The following is a 16,616-nucleotide window of genomic DNA, read 5'->3' as shown; positions in this document are numbered from 1 at the left end:
GTCCTGGGTGCCCGAAAAATGATGCAACTGATGGGCTGAAAGGCCTTTTACAGCACAAAAACAAACGCCCCGAACAAGTCGGGGCGTTTGGCTTAAGGCCTGTCAGCGTGTTTTCACACAGTCTGTTTGGCTTCCTTTTTTTGCTTTCAGTCTGGCTGTGTACTGCGCTCTGCATTCCAATGGCGGAACAACGGCTCGGCCAAGAACAGCACGAACAGCAGTCGCATCACTTGCAGCGCCGTCACCAGGGGTACTGATAGTTGCAGCGTCTCGGCCGTCAGGCTCATCTCGGCGATACCGCCCGGCATCATGCCCAGGGTCAAGGAGCGCAGGTCCAGCTGGGTCAGGTGGCTCAAGGTCCAGGCGGCAGCGGCGGCAATCAGCATGCTCAAGGCGGTGGCAATCAAGGTGCGGCCGAGGAAGGACGGCGCCCGGCGAAAGAACGCTCGATTGAAATGACAGCCCAGGCCGCTGCCGATCAGCCATTGGCCGATCTGGCTGGCGCCATCGGGCAGGGCGATTTGCAAGTCGGCGCCGACGCTGGCAAGCGCCGCGACCAACAACGGGCCGAGCAGCCAAGGGTTGGGTTGCTTGAGTCGTTGCCAAACCAACGCCAGCAAGGCGCCCAACGGGCAGATCAGCGCCAGCCAAGCCCAGCTGACACTGCCGGCATGGGTGATTGCCACGCCGTCACCGAGCAGGTACTTGAACAGCGCCGGCACGCACAGCACGATTGCCAGCACCCGTAAACTCTGCGCGGCAGCGACCCGGCTGAGTACCGCACCATTGCGCGCACCGAGATTGACCATTTCCCCGGAACCACCCGGCATGCTGGAAAAGAACGCTGTCGCGCGGTCTTCACCGGTGTGGCGCAATAACCAGATACCGGCAACACTGGAGACGCTGGTGATCAATGCGCCGCAGAAGATCAGGCCGAAATTGCTCGCCACCTGCTCGACCACGGCCGGGGTGAAGTGCAGGCCGATGCCGATGCTGATGATCCACTGACCACATTTGCGCCCGCCGGGAATTTCGCTCAGTTGCCAGGGCGTCAGGCAGCGCACCAGGATGATCGCCAGCAGCGAGCCGACCATCCACGGCAGCGGCCAGCCGACCTGGCTGGCGAGAAACCCGCCTGCCAGGCCGACCAGGCCCGTGGCCCAATACAGCTTCAATGGTCCATCAGACATCGGCCAGGGCACGTCGCTGGAGGCTACGCTTGCGCCAGGTGCGCAGCAGCGGCAGGAGCATCATGGCGATGGTCAGGCCCCAGACGCTCATGCTGATCGGGCTGGACCAGAGGATGTCCAGGGCGCCGTCGGAGATCGACAGCGCGCGACGCAGGTTCTGCTCCATCAGCCCGCCAAGGATGAAACCGAGCAGGATCGGCGACAGCGGGAAGTCCAGCTTGCGCAGGATGTAGCCGAAGATGCCGATGCCGATCATCAGGAACAGGTCGAAGGTGGTGGCATGCACGGCGTAGACGCCGATCGCGGTGATGATCGCGATCATCGGCACCAGCGCCCAGTTTGGCACGGCGAGGATGCGGGTGAAGACGCGGATCATCGGGATGTTGAGGATCACCAGCATGACGTTGGCGATGAACAACGAGGCAATCAGGCCCCAGACGATTTCCGGTTGCTGTTCGAACAGCATCGGACCCGGGGTGATGTTGTACAGCGACAGGGCGCCGATCATTACCGCAGTGGTACCCGACCCCGGCACACCCAGGGTCAGCATCGGCACCAGCGCTCCGCAGGCTTCGGCACCGATGGCGGTTTCTGGCGCTGCGAGGCCGCGTTTGTCGCCCTGGCCGAATTTGCCGCTGGGGCCGGCGATGCGTTTTTCGGTCATGTAGGCCACGGCGCTGGCCAGGGTTGCACCGGCGCCGGGCAGCACGCCCATGATGAACCCGAGCACGCCGCAGCGGATGTTGACCACGAAGACCGAGGCGGCTTCCTTGAAATTGAACATCATGCGCCCGCTGGCTTTCACCGCTGCGTGGCCGTGATGGGTCTTTTCCAGCAGCAGGAGGATTTCGCTGATGGAGAACAGGCCCAGCACCAGCACCACGAACTGGATGCCGTCGGCCAGGTGCACGCTGTCGCCGGTGAAACGGTATACGCCGCTGTTGGCGTCGATACCGACGCTGGAGAGGAACAGGCCGATCAATGCCGCGATGAAGGTCTTGAGCGGGCGGTCACCGGCCATGCCACCCAGGCAGACGATGGCGAACACCATCAGCACGAAGTATTCCGCGGGCCCGAAGGCTATCGCCCATTTCGCTAACAGGGGCGCGAACAGCACCATGCCGCAGGTGGCGATAAAGGCACCGATGAACGAGCTCCAGGCCGACAACGACAGCGCTACACCCGCCAGGCCCTGGCGGGCCATGGGGTAGCCGTCAAGGGTGGTCATGACGGTGGAGGCTTCACCGGGAATGTTGAGCAGGATCGAGCTGATCCGCCCACCGTATTCGCAACCCAGGTATACCGCGGCCAGCAGGATCAGTGCCGATTCCGGTGGCAGGCCGAGGGCGAAGGCGATGGGGATCAGCAAGGCCACGCCGTTGATCGGGCCCAGGCCCGGCAACAGGCCAACGACAGTGCCGATCAGGGTGCCGGCCAGGGCGGTGGCCAGATTGTAGGGGCTCAGGGCGACGCCGAAGCCCAGGCCTAGATAGCCGAGAGTATCCATGTCAATTCTCCAGAACGTCGAGCAGGCCGAGGGGCAGAGGGACATCCATGACCCGGTCGAACAACCAGTACAGGGCGATCGTCATCAGGCCGATGATCACCACGCTGGGCAGCCAGCGCCCACCGTAGAGCCGGGCCATGGGCACACCGATCAGGATGCCGCTGACAATGAAACCGAGCGGTTCGAAGGTGGCGGCGAAGACCAGTAGCAGGCCCACGCACAGACCGATCTTGTTCAGGGTTGCGCGGTCAAGTTCGGGTTCGTCGTTCTTGCGCGCGATTGGCGTAGGACGGAAGGCCAGGTAAAGCAGGCCGATACCCATCAGGCCGAGCATCAGCAAGGGGTAGGCGCGCGGGCCGACCGGTTCGTAGGAAAAAGCAGCCTGGTAGGGCCAGGCCATCACTGCCAGAGCGGCACACAGCGCCAGCAGGAACAGGGCAAAGACGCGTTGCAGGATCATTGGGGAATCCTCTTTTCGCGGGGCGAGCCCGCTCCCACAGCAGGGAACCGTGTGTGGGAGCGGGCTTGCCCCGCGATGCTTCTCGAATGGTTGGGAGATTACTGAATCAGCCCGAATTCCTTGGCCAGGGCCTTGTAGTCAGTCACCTGTTTCTTCACGTAGGTGTCCAGCTCCGCACCGGTCATGGCAAAAGGGAACAATTGGCGCTGGTCACGCAGCTTGGCGAACTCTTCCGAGGCCAGCAGCTTGTCGAACGACGCTTTCCACCAGTCGTACTCTTCATCGGTCACTTTCGGCCCGAGATAGAAGCCGCGCACCACCGGCCAGACGATGTCGTAACCCTGTTCCTTGGCGGTCGGAATGTCCTTCATTTCCGGCTCGTCAATCCGCTTTTCGGCAAACACCGCCAACAGGCGCATGTCACCGCTCTGGATGTGCGGCATGGAGTCGGAGATGTCGGTACTGCCTACCTGGATATGCCCACCCAGCAGCGCCGTGGCAATTTCACCACCGCCTTCGAGGGCGACATAACGCAGGTCTCGCGGGTTGATGCCGGCGGCTTTGGCAATCAGTGCCGTCTGCATCCAGTCCTGGCTGCCAACGGTGCCGCCGGAACCGATAACCACTTTGCTCGGGTCTTTCTTCAGCGCGGCAACCAGGTCATCGAGGGTCTTGTAGGGCGAGTCGCTTTTCACCGCGATGGCGCCATAGCTGGTACCCACTGCTGCCAGCCAGCGCACCGCGTTCTCGTCGAAGCGGCCGAACTTGCCCTGGGCGAGGTTGAGCAGCGAGCCGCTGGACCAGGCCACCAGGGTACCGGCATCGGCCGGACGCTGGGCGACCACGGCGTTGTAGGCGACCGCGCCGACGCCGCCAGGCATGTAGGTCACGCGCATGGGTTTGCTGAGGATCTTCTCGTTGATTAGGGCGCTTTGCACCAGCTTGCAGGTCAGGTCGAAACCACCGCCAGGGGAGGCGGGGGCGATGCATTCAGGGCGTTTGGGTTCGGCTGCCAGGGCTTGCCCGGCAAGCATCAAGCAGGCAGTGGCGAGGGCAATACGGCGCAGTGAAAAGGTCATCGTCTATCTCCGTGAGCATTATTGTTATCGGGGATTACCACAATGCAAGGCTGTAACTCACCAGCAGCCGCACTTCGTCCGCATCGCGGGCGAAGTTGGAACGGAAGGTGGCGTTGCGCAGGCGCACGGCGACGTTTTTCAGGGCGCCACTTTGCACCACATATTTGAACTCGGTGTTGCGTTCCCATTCCTTGCCTTCACCGCCATCGGCCAGGCTGACATTATCGCCGCTGATGTAGCGTGTCATGAAGGTCAGGCCGGGAATTCCCAGTTTGGCGAAGTCATAGTCGTAGCGGGCTTGCCAGGAACGCTCGTCGGCGCCGGCGAAGTCGTTGATCTGCACGAAGTTGACCAGGTACGGGTCGGAGCCGTCGACGTAAGGGAAGGCGGTATCGCCAGACAGGTGTTGGTAACCGGCGCTGAGCTTGTGACCGTTGAGGCCGTAGCTGAGCATGCCGTTGAGCGCGGTGTTGTCGATATTGCCGCCACGGGCCTGGCCCTGGTCGTCGCTGAACGCCATGCGCAGGTCGGCACCAAAGGTGCCGGGACCCCAAGGTTGGGTGGCGAGCATGCCAACGAAGTGTTGGCGATAGACGTCATCGAGCTGAGCCCAGTGGTAGCTGCCGGTAATCTTGTCGGTGAACTTGTAGTCCAGGCCGGCCATGTCGAAATGGTTGCCGGCAACGGTGCCAAGAAAACGGCTGTTCTTGTTGTTGAGGGCAATGTCTTCGTTGTTGGTACTGTCGCGGTCCCGGGCTTTTTCCAGGCGTCCACCGGTGAACGTCAGGTTCTTGATTTCGCCGGAGGTCAGCAGGCCGCCTTCAAAGGTCTGCGGCAGGATGCGGCCGTCGTTGGGCTGCAAGGTTGGCAGTTCCGGGATCAGGGTGCCGACTTTCAGCTCCGTGTCCGAGATTTTTACCTTGCCGGTCAAGCCCAGTTTGGAGTACTCGTCGGCGGCGCGGCCGTCATCGTGTGTTGGCAACAGGCCGGAACCGGTGCGGTCGGGGCTGGAGTCGAGCTTGATACCGAGCATCCCCAGGGCATCAAGGCCAAAGCCTACGGTGCCGTCGGTATAGCCTGACTCGAAGTTGAGCATGAAACCCTGGGCCCACTCGTCACGCTTGGACTGCTGGGCGCTGGTGCCGTCGCGAAAGTCGCGGTTGAAGTACATGTTGCGGGTTTCGAAGGTCGCCTTGCTATCATCGAAGAAAGCGGCCTGGCTCAGTGGGGCAACGCCGGCGAGGGCAAGGGCACTGGCAACGGCGGTCTGGCGGGAAGGCAAACGGCGGATAGGCGCATACGCCTGTGGCTGCGTGGACAGCATCGTCGAGTAACTCCGTTATTGTTCTTATTAGTTCGAACTTCTAGGTTCGGTTGTACGGCAAGCAGAGTGAGCCGTGAGTGGATGCTAGGGGGTGAACCTTTCGCTAACCTTTCAGCAGCTTTTCATTGTCACGAAGGCTTCACAGGCGGGTTGTCGGCTGTACACTCCGCGCCATTGACCGCGACGCGACCGGGGAGAAAACCATGCGTGTGCTGCTCGTCGAAGACCATCTGCAGCTGGCTGAAAGCGTGGCTCAGGCCCTCAAAAGTACTGGCCTTACCGTGGATGTATTGCACGATGGCGTGGCCGCCGACCTGGCCCTGGCCAGCGAGGAATATGCCGTGGTGGTGCTCGATGTGGGCCTGCCGCGCATGGACGGTTTCGAGGTGTTGGCGCGCCTGCGGGCCCGTGGCAAGACGGTGCCGGTACTGATGCTGACCGCCCGCAGTGACGTCAAGGATCGGGTCCACGGCCTGAATCTGGGGGCCGACGACTACCTGGCCAAGCCGTTCGAGCTGACGGAGCTTGAGGCGCGGGTCAAAGCCCTGTTGCGCCGCAGCGTGCTCGGAGGTGAGCGCCAACAACGCTGTGGTCCACTGGTGTACGACCTCGATACCCGACGTTTCACCCTCGGTGACGAACTGTTGACCCTGACCTCCCGCGAGCAGGCTGTGCTCGAAGCCCTGATCGCCCGTCCGGGACGGGTGATGAGCAAGGAGCAACTGGCTGCCCAGGTGTTCGGTCTGGATGAAGAAGCCAGCGCCGATGCCATCGAGATCTATGTCCATCGCCTGCGCAAGAAACTCGACGGCCATGCCGTGGCCATCGTCACCTTCAGGGGGCTCGGCTACCTGCTCGAGCACCGCGATGCGTGACAGCGGCAGCCTGCGCGGGCGTCTGCTGTGGAACCTGGCGTTGTTGCTGGTGGTGTTGATGCTGGCCAGCGGCCTGAGTGCCTACTGGAACGGTCGCGAAGCCGCCGACACCGCTTACGACCGTACCCTGCTGGCCTCGGCACGGACCATTGCCGCAGGCTTGTCCCAGCGGGACGGTACCCTCAGCGCCGATGTGCCCTATGTGGCGCTGGATACCTTTGCCTACGACAGTGCCGGACGTATCTACTACCAGGTCAATGACATTCATCAGCGTCTGATTTCCGGCTACGAAAACTTGCCCGCACCACCGCCGGGCACGCCGCGCACCGATGATTACCCGGCCTTGGCGCGTTTCTACAACGCACGCTACCTGGGGCAGGACGTGCGTGTGGTCAGCTTGCTCAAGGCGGTCACTGAACCGAATATGAACGGCATGGCCGAGATTCGAGTGGCTGAAACCGAAGAGGCGCGGGTGCGCATGGCCCGCAGCCTGATGGCCGATACCCTGTTGCGTCTTGGCATGCTGGCGCTCGGCGCGCTGATGCTGGTGTGGTTTGCGGTCAGCGCTGCGTTGCGTCCGCTGGAGCGCTTGCGCAGTGCCGTGGAAGAGCGTCAGCCCGATGACTTGCGGGCCTTGCCGCTGGTCGAAGTACAGCGCGAATTGAGCCCGTTGGTGCGTGCCTTGAATCATTTCACCGAACGCCTGCGCGGTCAGTTTGAGCGGCAGGCGCAGTTTATCGCCGAGGCCGCCCATGAACTGCGCACGCCCCTGGCGGCGCTCAAGGCCAGGGTCGAACTGGGCCTGCGCTCGAATGAACCACAGGTCTGGCGCGACACGTTGGCGTCTGCGGCCCAGGGCACCGACCGCCTGACTCACCTGGCCAACCAGTTGCTATCCCTGGCACGGGTGGAAAACGGCGCGCGGGCGATTGCCGAAGGCGGCGCGCAGTTACTCGACCTTAGCCAACTGGCACGTGAACTGGGCATGGCCATGGCACCGTTGGCCCACGCCCGCGGCGTGGCACTGGCGCTGGAGGCTGAAACCCCTGTTCATGTCCGTGGCGAGCCGACCTTGCTCAACGAACTGCTCAGCAATCTGGTGGATAATGCCCTGGCCCATACGCCCAAGGGCGGCAATGTGATCTTGCGGGTCTACGCGCCAGGGGTGCTGGAAGTCGAGGACGATGGCCCGGGAATTCCTGAAAATGAGCGCGAACGGGTGTTCGAGCGCTTTTATCGACGTAGCGCTCAGGGGACTGGCCTGGGGCTGGCAATCGTCGGGGAAATCTGCCGCGCCCACCTGGCACAGATCAGCCTTCATGACGGCGAGCGCGGCGGCTTGAAAGTGCGGGTCAGTTTTACCGGTGACTAGCGGAACAGTGCGCGGGCATAGAGCAGGTCGCTGGCGATCAGTTCGGTGCCGGTAGGCAGTCCCAGGTGGCGGTAGGCCGGTAGCGCCGCCAGTGGTCGCGACTTGCCGGTGGCAGGGCTCAGGGCCCGGGCGATCTGGACGATGTCCACGTAGTCGACCCGATCGCTGTCGCGGTCCAGGTCCAGGACTTGCCCGGGCAACCTGACCAGTTGTTCGGGAAACTCCCAGCTACTGAGGATCTTGTCGCCCAGTTTCGGATGAATCTGGTCGATCACATAGTTCAGGCACACTGGATCGGAGAGCAACTCGTTGTGCTCTTCGGCATAAATCAGGATCGGCAGTACGCCGATCTGGTGAACCAGGCCTGCGAGGGCGCCCTGGTCAGGTTTGAGCTGGGTATAACGCAGACAGAGCTCGTAACTGATACCTGCCACTTCCAGGCTGGTTGCCCAGGTATCGCGCATTTTCTTTTCCACTACCTCCGAGCGGGCGTGGAAGATCTGCTCTATCACCAGGCCGATTGCCAGGTTGCAGCTGTAGTTGATGCCAAGGCGGGTGATAGCGGTCTGCAGGTCAGTGACCTCGACCGTGGCACGCAACAGTGGGCTGTTCACCACCTTGATCAGGCGTGCTGACAGGGCGGCGTCGCGGCCGATGACCTTGCTCAGGGCGCTGACACTGATCTCACTGTCTTCGGCGGCCTCGCGGATGCTCAAGGCGACCTCTGGCAAGGTTGGCAGCACCAGGTCATCGTTGTCGATGGCGGCCAGTAGTTGGGCCTGGATCATCTCGGCCATCTTGTTCATGGGGATTCTCTACCGCAATTGAAGAGTGCCCAGCCCCAATAGGCGGGCTGGGTAGGCTCAGTGCTGGATTTCGCGATCGCGATCCAGTTCGTAAGGAAGTGTCAGCAATTCAAGGCGCGGGCCGTCGAGGCTGCCCAGGTGCAGGTTGTTGTCTTCCACGGCGTCGGCGCTCAGCACCGCCAGCAGTTCGCTACCTGCGGTGCTGCGGGCAGCCAGGACCACTTCACCCACCGATGAGTTATGGGTAGGCGAGAAGATCTCGCTGCCTGGCTCGGGCAGGGCTTGGTCTGTCAGCGCCACGCGGTATTGGCGGCGTTTGAGCTTACCCAGGTACTGCATGCGCGCGACGATCTCCTGGCCGGTGTAGCAGCCTTTCTTGAAGCTGACGCCGCCAACGGCCTGCAGGTTGATCATTTGCGGGATGAACAGTTCGCGGGTCTGGGCCATGACCTGGCCAATGCCGGCGCGGATTTGTCCGAGCAGCCAGTCGTTAAGCGCTGTCTGCGGCAGTTTTTCCGCCAACTGCGCTTGTACGCGCTCTGCCTGTTCGGCGGGTACCCATAGCTCGATGCGGCCCGCCGACACGGCAATGGCGATCAGCCCGTCGTGCCGCGTTATGCCGTCAGCCTGTCCCGGCATCTCAAGGCCCAATGCCTGCAGCGCCGCGTCACCCTCGTGCAAGCCAAAGCGAACCCAGGCATCGCTGTCATCGGTCAGCTTGGCTTTGGAAAACACCGCGTACTTCTTCAGGTCGGCCAGTTGCGGTTCGAGCAACTCGCGGGTCATGGCCAGCAGGAAACCGTCGGCCTCAGGCAGGATGCGAAAGCTCGACTGCATGCGGCCTTTGACCATGCAACGAGCGCCCAGGCTGCTGGTGCTGTCGCCCAGGTAGTTGATGTTGCAGGTCAGTTGGCCTTGCAGGAACTTGCCGGCGTCCGAGCCGCGGACGGCGAGGATGCCTTCGTGGGACAGGGTGCAGAAAAAAGCGGAGTCGGCCATGGGATATCGCAGGGTAGTAAGACTGGGGCCCATGATAGAGCGCCGTCGGCAAAATAGGTAGTTGAGTGCGCCCCTCTGTCATTATTTGCTCACATGTCCGGACCAACGTCTCGTGTCCCCCGGGCGCTGGCTCTGTATACTGGCGACCTATTTTAGGAGGGCTCCATGGTCGAACAAACTGAACTCAACCGGCTCTTTTGGCACAGCCGCCGTGGCATGCTCGAGCTCGATGTACTGCTGGTCCCGTTCAGCGCGGAGGTCTACCCAACCCTGAGCGAGGCCGATCGCGAGCTGTACAAGCGCTTGCTCAGCTGCGAAGACCAGGACATGTTCGGCTGGTTCATGGAGCGTAGCGAGTCCGAAGACCCGGAGCTGCAGCGCATGGTTCGGATCATCCTGGATCGTGTCCAGCCCAAGTGAGCGGTTCGAGTGTCGCTGGCGGGGCTCAACAAGCCTGCTGGCGGCCTACCTGGCCAGCCTGCTGCTGGCCTTGCTGGCGCTGAGCCTGTTGCAGCTTCCCTTGTGGTTGCGCGTGTCCGGTGTTGTCCTGTGCCTGCTGCACGCCGGCTGGATGATTCCCCGGCGCATTCTGCTCAGCCATCCCCGGGCTGTCAGCGGTTTGCGTCGTGATCGCGATGGCTGGCAGCTGTTCAGTCGTGCCCAAGGGTGGCAACCGGCGCAGCTACGCCCTGATAGCCTGGCCTTGCCAGGCCTGATCGTGCTGCGCTATCGCCAGCAAGGCTGGTATTGGAGCCAGGGTCTGTGCATTGCCCTGGACGCGCTGGAGCCGGTGCAACACCGGCGCCTGCGCCTGCGTTTGAAGTTCAGTCGACGTAGGTGGGCGGCTGTAGAATAGTGTCGCGGGCTTCGGTGAGCATGCCTGGGTAGTCGAGGGTGTAGTGCAGGCCCCGGCTTTCCTTGCGCTGCATGGCGCAGCGGATCATCAGCTCGGCCACCTGAGCCAGGTTGCGCAGTTCGATCAGGTCGCGGCTGACCTTGTAGTTGCTGTAGAACTCGTCGATCTCGTCCAGCAGCAGGCGCACCCGGTGCTCAGCCCGTTGCAGGCGTTTGTTGGTGCGCACGATCCCCACATAGTCCCACATGAACCGCCGCAGCTCGTCCCAGTTGTGCGCAATGATCACGTCTTCGTCCGAGTCGGTGACCTGGCTGGCGTCCCAGCAGGGCAGTGCCCGTGGCATGCTTACCTGGTCCAGGTGCGCTTCGATGTCAGTGGCTGCGGCGCGGCCATAGACGAAGCACTCGAGCAGCGAGTTGCTGGCCATGCGGTTGGCGCCATGCAGGCCGGTGAAGCTGGTTTCGCCGATGGCGTAAAGGCCGGGCACGTCGGTGTGGCCACGGTCGTCGACCATGACTCCGCCACAGGTGTAGTGAGCGGCAGGCACTACCGGGATCGGCTGGCGGGTGATGTCGATGCCGAACGTCAGGCAGCGCTCATACATGGTGGGGAAGTGGCTTTTGATGAAATCTTCCGGCTTGTGGCTGATGTCCAGGTAGACGCAGTCCACGCCCAGGCGTTTCATTTCGTGGTCGATGGCGCGGGCCACGATATCGCGCGGCGCCAGCTCCTCGCGCGGGTCGAAGCGCGGCATGAAACGCTCGCCGTTGGGCAGCCGCAGCAATGCCCCTTCGCCGCGCAGTGCCTCGGTAATCAGGAAACTCTTGGCCTGGGGGTGATACAGGCAGGTAGGGTGAAACTGGTTGAACTCAAGGTTGGCCACCCGGCACCCGGCGCGCCAGGCCATGGCAATGCCGTCGCCGCAGGCACCATCGGGATTGCTGGTGTACAGGTAGACCTTGGCGGCACCGCCGGTGGCGAGCACGGTAAAGCGCGCGCCAAAGGTGTCGACTTCGCCGGTATTACGGTTCAGGACGTAGGCGCCCAGGCAGCGATCACCGTCCTGGCCCAGGCGTCGCTCGGTGATCAGGTCGACGGCTACGCGCTGTTCCAGCAGATCGATGTTCGGTCGTTGCCGTGCCTTGGCCAGCAGGGTAGTAAAAATCGCTGCTCCCGTGGCATCGGCAGCATGGATGATGCGCCGATGGCTATGGCCGCCTTCGCGGGTCAGGTGGAACTCAAAACTGCCGTCGTCGACACTGGCGTGTTCGTCGCGGGTAAAGGGTACGCCCTGGTCGATCAGCCACTGGATAGACTCGCGGCTATGCTCGACGGTGAAGCGCACAGCGTCTTCGTGGCACAGGCCGCCACCGGCATTGAGGGTGTCTTCGACGTGGGACTGAACGGTGTCGGTGTCATCCAGCACTGCGGCGACCCCGCCTTGGGCCCAGTAGGTCGAACCGCTGGCGAGATCGCCCTTGCTGAGCACGGCAATGCGCAGGTGACTGGGAAGGTTCAGCGCCAGGCTCAGACCGGCGGCACCGCTGCCGATCACGAGGACATCATGTTGGAGTTGTTGGCTCATGTCAGGACACTAGTATCTGAAGGGGGGGATCGGCACAATAGTCAGGCGCTTATGGCATTGTGAAACTATCGTGAATCTGGACCGGTTGCCTTTATAGCAGCCCCGAGGCCCTGATTTCCAATAGCGCTTGCAGGGTCCTGGTAGCATGCTATGGGAACTTTCCATGCTGTGTGGATATCCATAGAAGGTTGCCCGCACTCAACAATGCCGCGGCGACGCCTGGCAGTAGCCCATAATCAAGGTACTGTCGGCGTATTCGAGACCCGATTATCGACGCAGCCGGCCGTGACCGCGCTGCGTTTTTCGTGCGAGCCGACCAAGGGCCGCAGGAAACATGCTTGGAGGGGAGAACTTTTGCGAAAAGCCCGAGTCTATGGTTGCAAGCCTGAACGATGCTTCTCGCAACGCTCCTTCACGTTCACTGAGGAGTGTTCATGCTAACCCAGGAAGAGGATCAGCAGCTTGTCGAGCGTGTGCAGCGTGGCGACAGGCGAGCGTTTGATCTGTTGGTGCTGAAGTATCAGCACAAGATTCTCGGGTTGATCGTGCGTTTTGTACACGACACCCATGAAGCTCAGGATGTGGCGCAGGAAGCTTTTATCAAGGCTTACCGGGCGCTTGGGAATTTTCGCGGAGACAGTGCCTTCTACACCTGGCTGTACCGCATTGCCATCAACACGGCAAAAAACTATCTGGTGTCCCGCGGTCGGCGGCCACCGGACAGCGATGTGAGTTCCGAGGATGCGGAATTTTACGACGGCGATCATGGCCTCAAGGATCTGGAGTCGCCCGAGCGTGCGTTGTTGCGGGATGAGATCGAGGACACCGTCCATCGGACCATTCAGCAACTACCAGAAGATTTGCGTACGGCGTTAACTTTACGTGAATTCGATGGTCTGAGTTACGAGGACATTGCCAGCGTCATGCAGTGTCCGGTGGGTACCGTGCGCTCTCGAATCTTCCGCGCTCGGGAGGCCATAGACAAAGCCCTGCAGCCGTTGTTGCAGGAAACCTGAGACAGCGGCGACAGCCAAGAGAGGAACCGCCATGAGTCGTGAAGCTTTGCAGGAATCGCTGTCCGCGGTGATGGATAATGAAGCGGACGAAGTGGAATTACGTCGGGTGTTGAACGCCGTCGGTGATGCCGAAACCCGTGCCACTTGGTCGCGTTATCAAGTTGCCCGCGCGGCCATGCACAAGGAACTGGTGCTGCCACAACTGGATATCGCCGCCGCCGTCTCTGCCGCTCTGGCTGACGAAGCCGCGCCGGTCAAGGTCAACCGTGGTCCATGGCGCAGCCTGGGTCGCCTGGCCGTGGCTGCATCGGTTACTGTCGCTGTGCTGGCGGGAGTACGCCTGTACAACCAGGACGAGATCAGTGGCGCCCAGCTGGCTGCACAGCAACCAGCCCAGCAGGGGCTGAGCGTGCCACAAGTCCAAGGCCCCGCCGTGCTGGCAGGCTATAGTGAGAGTGCAGAACAGCCCGGCCCGATGGCCAATGGTATCCTGCAAGGGCAATCCGGCTGGCTCAACCAGCGCCTGCCCGGCTATCTGCGCCAGCATGCTCAGGAAGCAGCCCTCAAGGGTACCGAGAGTGCTCTGCCTTATGCCCGCGCGGCTAGCCTGGAAAACCGTTAAGTAAGGAGGATCATGCGCGCGCTACCTCTCATACCGCTGTTGCTGGGTGGCTGGTTGACACTGCCGGCCCATGCGGCCAACTCCTCACCGGAGGCAGGCGACTGGCTCAAGAAGCTGGCGCAGGCTGAGCAGCAGCAGAGTTATCAGGGTACTTTCGTTTACGAGCGTAACGGCATCTTCTCCACCCACGATATCTGGCATCGCGTCCAGGATGGCAAGGTCAGCGAGCGGCTGCTGCAGCTCGACGGCTCGGCCCAGGAAGTCGTGCGTGTCGACGGGCATACCCAGTGCGTAAGCGGGACCCTGGCGCCAGGGGTGACCAACACGCCGGAATCCACCGCGCGAGTGCTTGATCCTCTCAAGTTGATGAGCTGGTACGACCTTGGGGTCGCCGGCAAATCCCGGGTAGCGGACCGTGCCGCGGTCATCGTTACCCTGAACCCGCGTGATCAGCATCGTTATGCCTTCGAGCTGCATCTGGACCGCGAGACCGGCCTGCCGCTGAAGTCGTTGATGCTTGATGACAGGGGGCGTTTGCTCGAACGCTTCCAGTTCACCCGTCTGGATACCAACGATGCGCCGACCGACGACAAGCTCAAGGCCGGTGAGCAGTGCAAGCCGGTAACCGAGGTCGCTGCGCAGGCAGCGCAACCGGCCGCCGGCTGGCGTTCAGACTGGCTGCCGCCAGGCTTCGAACTGGTCGACAGCTCGATGCGCAAGAATCCGCAAGGCAAGAACACGGTCAGCAGTCTGATGTACGATGATGGCCTGGCGCGCTTTTCGGTTTTCATCGAAGCCCTGGACGGTGGCTCGGCGGCGGATATCCGCACCCAGTTGGGGCCGACTGTGGCGGTCTCCCGGCGGTTGACCACGCCCAAGGGCGAAATGATGGTCACTGTAGTCGGCGAAATTCCAATTGGCACTGCCGAGCGGATTGCCTTGTCGATGCGCTCTCAAGATACCCAGGCGCAAAAATGAACAGCAAGCACAGTGCTGACCGGTCGAGGATTGCTTGGCTGACATGATTGGCAAGCTTTGCGGTTTGCAAAAACCTCAGAATTTTTCTATAGGTCAGTCCTTTCGGGGTCTGGCCTTTCCTGCGTCTGCAGGGCCCTACTGCTAACCACGCTCGATGTGACGGGAGCCGTATGTCAATACCACGCTTGAAAACCTACCTATCGTTGTTCGCCGCCGTGCTCATGCTCGGTCAGGTGGCCACCGCCGCCCAGGCCGAAGCCCTGCCGGACTTCACCACCCTGGTCGAGCAGGCCTCGCCTGCCGTGGTGAACATCAGTACCAAGCAGAAGCTGCCAGATCGCAGATACGCGGCCGGCCAGGTACCTGACCTCGAAGGCCTGCCGCCGATGTTCCGCGAGTTCTTCGAGCGCAACATGCCGCAGCAGCCGCGCTCGCCCCGTGGCGACCGCCAGCGTGAAGCGCAGTCGCTCGGCTCGGGCTTCATCATTTCCAGCGACGGTTACGTCCTGACCAACAACCACGTAGTCGCTGACGCCGACGAAATCATCGTCCGCCTGTCCGACCGCAGCGAGCTGCAGGCCAAGCTGGTCGGCACTGACCCGCGCACCGACGTGGCCCTGCTCAAGGTCGACGGCAAGAACCTGCCGACCGTCAAGCTGGGCGACTCCGAGAAGCTCAAGGTCGGCGAGTGGGTGCTGGCCATCGGTTCGCCATTTGGTTTCGACCATTCGGTGACCAAAGGTATCGTCAGCGCCAAAGGCCGTACCCTGCCCAACGACACTTATGTGCCGTTCATTCAGACCGACGTGGCGATCAACCCGGGTAACTCCGGTGGCCCGCTGTTCAACATGAATGGTGAAGTGGTGGGTATCAACTCGCAGATCTTCACCCGTTCTGGTGGTTTCATGGGCCTGTCGTTCGCTATCCCGATCGATGTGGCGCTGGATGTCTCCAACCAGCTGAAGAAAGACGGCAAGGTCAGCCGTGGCTGGCTGGGTGTGGTGATTCAGGAGGTCAACAAGGACCTGGCTGAATCCTTCGGCCTGGACAAGCCGGCCGGTGCCCTGGTAGCCCAGGTCCTGGAAGACGGTCCGGCGGCCAAGGGCGGCTTGCAGGTGGGTGACGTGATCCTGAGCATGAATGGTCAGCCGATTGTCATGTCCGCCGACCTGCCGCACCTGGTTGGTAGCCTGAAAGATGGTGCCAAGGCCAAATTGGACATCATCCGCAACGGCAAGCGCCAGGATCTGGACATCACCGTCGGCGCACTGCCTGACGACGATGCTGAAATCAGCGCCAATGCCAACGGTGGCGTTGAGCGCAGCAGCAATCGTCTCGGTGTTTCGGTAGCCGACCTGACCGCCGAGCAGAAGAAGACCCTGGAGCTCAAAGGCGGTGTGGTCATCAAGGAAGTCCAGGACGGTCCGGCTGCCCTGATCGGCCTGCGTCCGGGTGACGTCATCAGCCACCTGAACAACCAGGCGATCCTTTCGGCCAAGCAGTTCACTGAAATTGCCAAGGAATTGCCGAAGAACCGTTCGGTGTCGATGCGCGTGCTGCGTCAGGGGCGTGCGAGCTTCATCACCTTCAAACTGGCTGAATAAGCCGGGTTGAGCACAAGGGGGCGGCATAGGCTGCCCTTTTTTGTGGTTCTTCCCGGAATCCCGGGGAGTATGATCTCGGGACTGGCCTGGGTTTCGGATGGGAGCTTATCCATTCGGTGTGGCGCCGCTGCTGGCCCCTTCCGCCTTTACGGCGGGTCCCTTTTGTCTTGGCAAAAGGAACCAAAACCGCTTGCTCCTGCATACGGCCCTACGCTGCGCTTCGGGTCCCCGATTAACGCTGCGTCGTTCATGGTGATGGCCTCCAGAGTAAAAACACCCTGCGAAAGCTTAGGCTCCGCAGGGTGCCGGGGTGACCATCTCATTAAGTAGGCCGCCGTAAAGG

General features: G+C 61.9%; 16 protein-coding genes. 8 read left to right on the top strand and 8 right to left on the bottom strand.

Annotation, left to right across the window (positions count from 1 at the left end):
• Positions 1-146: 146 nt before the first annotated feature.
• From ACRESH_RS23290 to ACRESH_RS23270, 5 genes are all read right to left on the bottom strand, one after another.
• Positions 147-1,190, bottom strand: coding sequence for an AbrB family transcriptional regulator (locus tag ACRESH_RS23290; protein ID WP_431744183.1), 1,044 nt, complete (start codon positions 1,188-1,190; stop codon positions 147-149).
• Positions 1,183-2,697, bottom strand: coding sequence for a tripartite tricarboxylate transporter permease (locus ACRESH_RS23285; protein WP_431744182.1), 1,515 nt, complete (start codon positions 2,695-2,697; stop codon positions 1,183-1,185). Before ACRESH_RS23285 ends, ACRESH_RS23290 begins: the two co-directional genes overlap by 8 nt.
• A 1-nt stretch (position 2,698) precedes the next feature.
• Positions 2,699-3,157, bottom strand: coding sequence for a tripartite tricarboxylate transporter TctB family protein (locus ACRESH_RS23280; protein ID WP_431744181.1), 459 nt, complete (start codon positions 3,155-3,157; stop codon positions 2,699-2,701).
• Between the two features lie 98 nt (positions 3,158-3,255).
• The gene (locus tag ACRESH_RS23275) at positions 3,256-4,236 is read right to left on the bottom strand and encodes a Bug family tripartite tricarboxylate transporter substrate binding protein (protein WP_431744180.1); all 981 of its coding nucleotides are present in this window, start codon (positions 4,234-4,236) and stop codon (positions 3,256-3,258) included.
• Between the two features lie 34 nt (positions 4,237-4,270).
• Positions 4,271-5,560, bottom strand: a complete 1,290-nt coding sequence (locus ACRESH_RS23270; RefSeq protein WP_431744179.1) for an OprD family porin — start codon at positions 5,558-5,560, stop codon at positions 4,271-4,273.
• A gap of 203 nt (positions 5,561-5,763) precedes the next feature.
• On the opposite strand from ACRESH_RS23270, the gene ACRESH_RS23265 reads away from it, so the two are divergent.
• Complete coding sequence (locus ACRESH_RS23265; protein WP_431744178.1) at positions 5,764-6,435, top strand: response regulator; 672 nt, start codon at positions 5,764-5,766, stop codon at positions 6,433-6,435.
• Complete coding sequence (locus ACRESH_RS23260) at positions 6,428-7,807, top strand: sensor histidine kinase (protein ID WP_431744177.1); 1,380 nt, start codon at positions 6,428-6,430, stop codon at positions 7,805-7,807. Before ACRESH_RS23265 ends, ACRESH_RS23260 begins: the two co-directional genes overlap by 8 nt.
• Here the strand turns inward: ACRESH_RS23260 and ACRESH_RS23255 are convergent.
• Together ACRESH_RS23255 and ACRESH_RS23250 are read right to left on the bottom strand one after the other, a co-directional pair.
• Positions 7,804-8,613 carry an HDOD domain-containing protein gene (locus ACRESH_RS23255; protein ID WP_431744176.1) on the bottom strand — a complete coding sequence of 270 codons (810 nt, stop codon included), beginning with the start codon at positions 8,611-8,613 and terminating at the stop codon, positions 7,804-7,806. The two genes, ACRESH_RS23260 and ACRESH_RS23255, sit on opposite strands and share 4 nt — an antisense overlap.
• A gap of 57 nt (positions 8,614-8,670) precedes the next feature.
• A complete protein-coding gene (locus ACRESH_RS23250) occupies positions 8,671-9,612 on the bottom strand; it encodes a YgfZ/GcvT domain-containing protein (RefSeq protein ID WP_431744175.1) in 942 nt (313 codons plus the stop codon).
• Between the two features lie 165 nt (positions 9,613-9,777).
• Between ACRESH_RS23250 and ACRESH_RS23245 the strand changes: the two genes are divergently transcribed.
• Positions 9,778-10,032 (top strand): succinate dehydrogenase assembly factor 2, encoded by a 255-nt coding sequence (locus ACRESH_RS23245; protein WP_038607607.1) that lies wholly within the window; start codon positions 9,778-9,780, stop codon positions 10,030-10,032.
• Complete coding sequence (locus ACRESH_RS23240) at positions 10,016-10,468, top strand: protein YgfX (RefSeq protein ID WP_431744174.1); 453 nt, start codon at positions 10,016-10,018, stop codon at positions 10,466-10,468. Before ACRESH_RS23245 ends, ACRESH_RS23240 begins: the two co-directional genes overlap by 17 nt.
• Here ACRESH_RS23240 and nadB read toward each other — a convergent pair.
• A complete protein-coding gene (nadB, locus tag ACRESH_RS23235) occupies positions 10,437-12,053 on the bottom strand; it encodes an L-aspartate oxidase (protein ID WP_431744173.1) in 1,617 nt (538 codons plus the stop codon). The genes ACRESH_RS23240 and nadB overlap by 32 nt on opposite strands.
• Positions 12,054-12,487: 434 nt before the next feature.
• Here nadB and rpoE point away from each other — a divergent pair, with 434 nt between their 5' ends.
• The 4 genes from rpoE to ACRESH_RS23215 all read left to right on the top strand — a co-directional run bounded on the left by rpoE (position 12,488) and on the right by ACRESH_RS23215 (position 16,273).
• Positions 12,488-13,069: an RNA polymerase sigma factor RpoE gene (gene rpoE, locus ACRESH_RS23230; RefSeq protein WP_273910837.1), complete on the top strand. Its 582-nt coding sequence runs from the start codon at positions 12,488-12,490 to the stop codon at positions 13,067-13,069.
• Between the two features lie 31 nt (positions 13,070-13,100).
• The gene (locus ACRESH_RS23225) at positions 13,101-13,691 is read left to right on the top strand and encodes an RseA family anti-sigma factor (protein ID WP_431744172.1); all 591 of its coding nucleotides are present in this window, start codon (positions 13,101-13,103) and stop codon (positions 13,689-13,691) included.
• A gap of 12 nt (positions 13,692-13,703) precedes the next feature.
• Positions 13,704-14,669: a MucB/RseB C-terminal domain-containing protein gene (locus ACRESH_RS23220; RefSeq protein WP_431744171.1), complete on the top strand. Its 966-nt coding sequence runs from the start codon at positions 13,704-13,706 to the stop codon at positions 14,667-14,669.
• Positions 14,670-14,890: 221 nt separating this feature from the next.
• Positions 14,891-16,273, top strand: coding sequence for a DegQ family serine endoprotease (locus ACRESH_RS23215; RefSeq protein WP_431744184.1), 1,383 nt, complete (start codon positions 14,891-14,893; stop codon positions 16,271-16,273).
• Positions 16,274-16,616: the final 343 nt, after the last annotated feature.

Source organism: Pseudomonas sp. (assembly GCF_050739775.1).
Classification (GTDB): Bacteria; Pseudomonadota; Gammaproteobacteria; order Pseudomonadales; family Pseudomonadaceae; genus Aquipseudomonas.
Note: the sequence above shows the minus strand (reverse complement) of the source record. Positions and strands in the feature narration are given on the sequence as shown.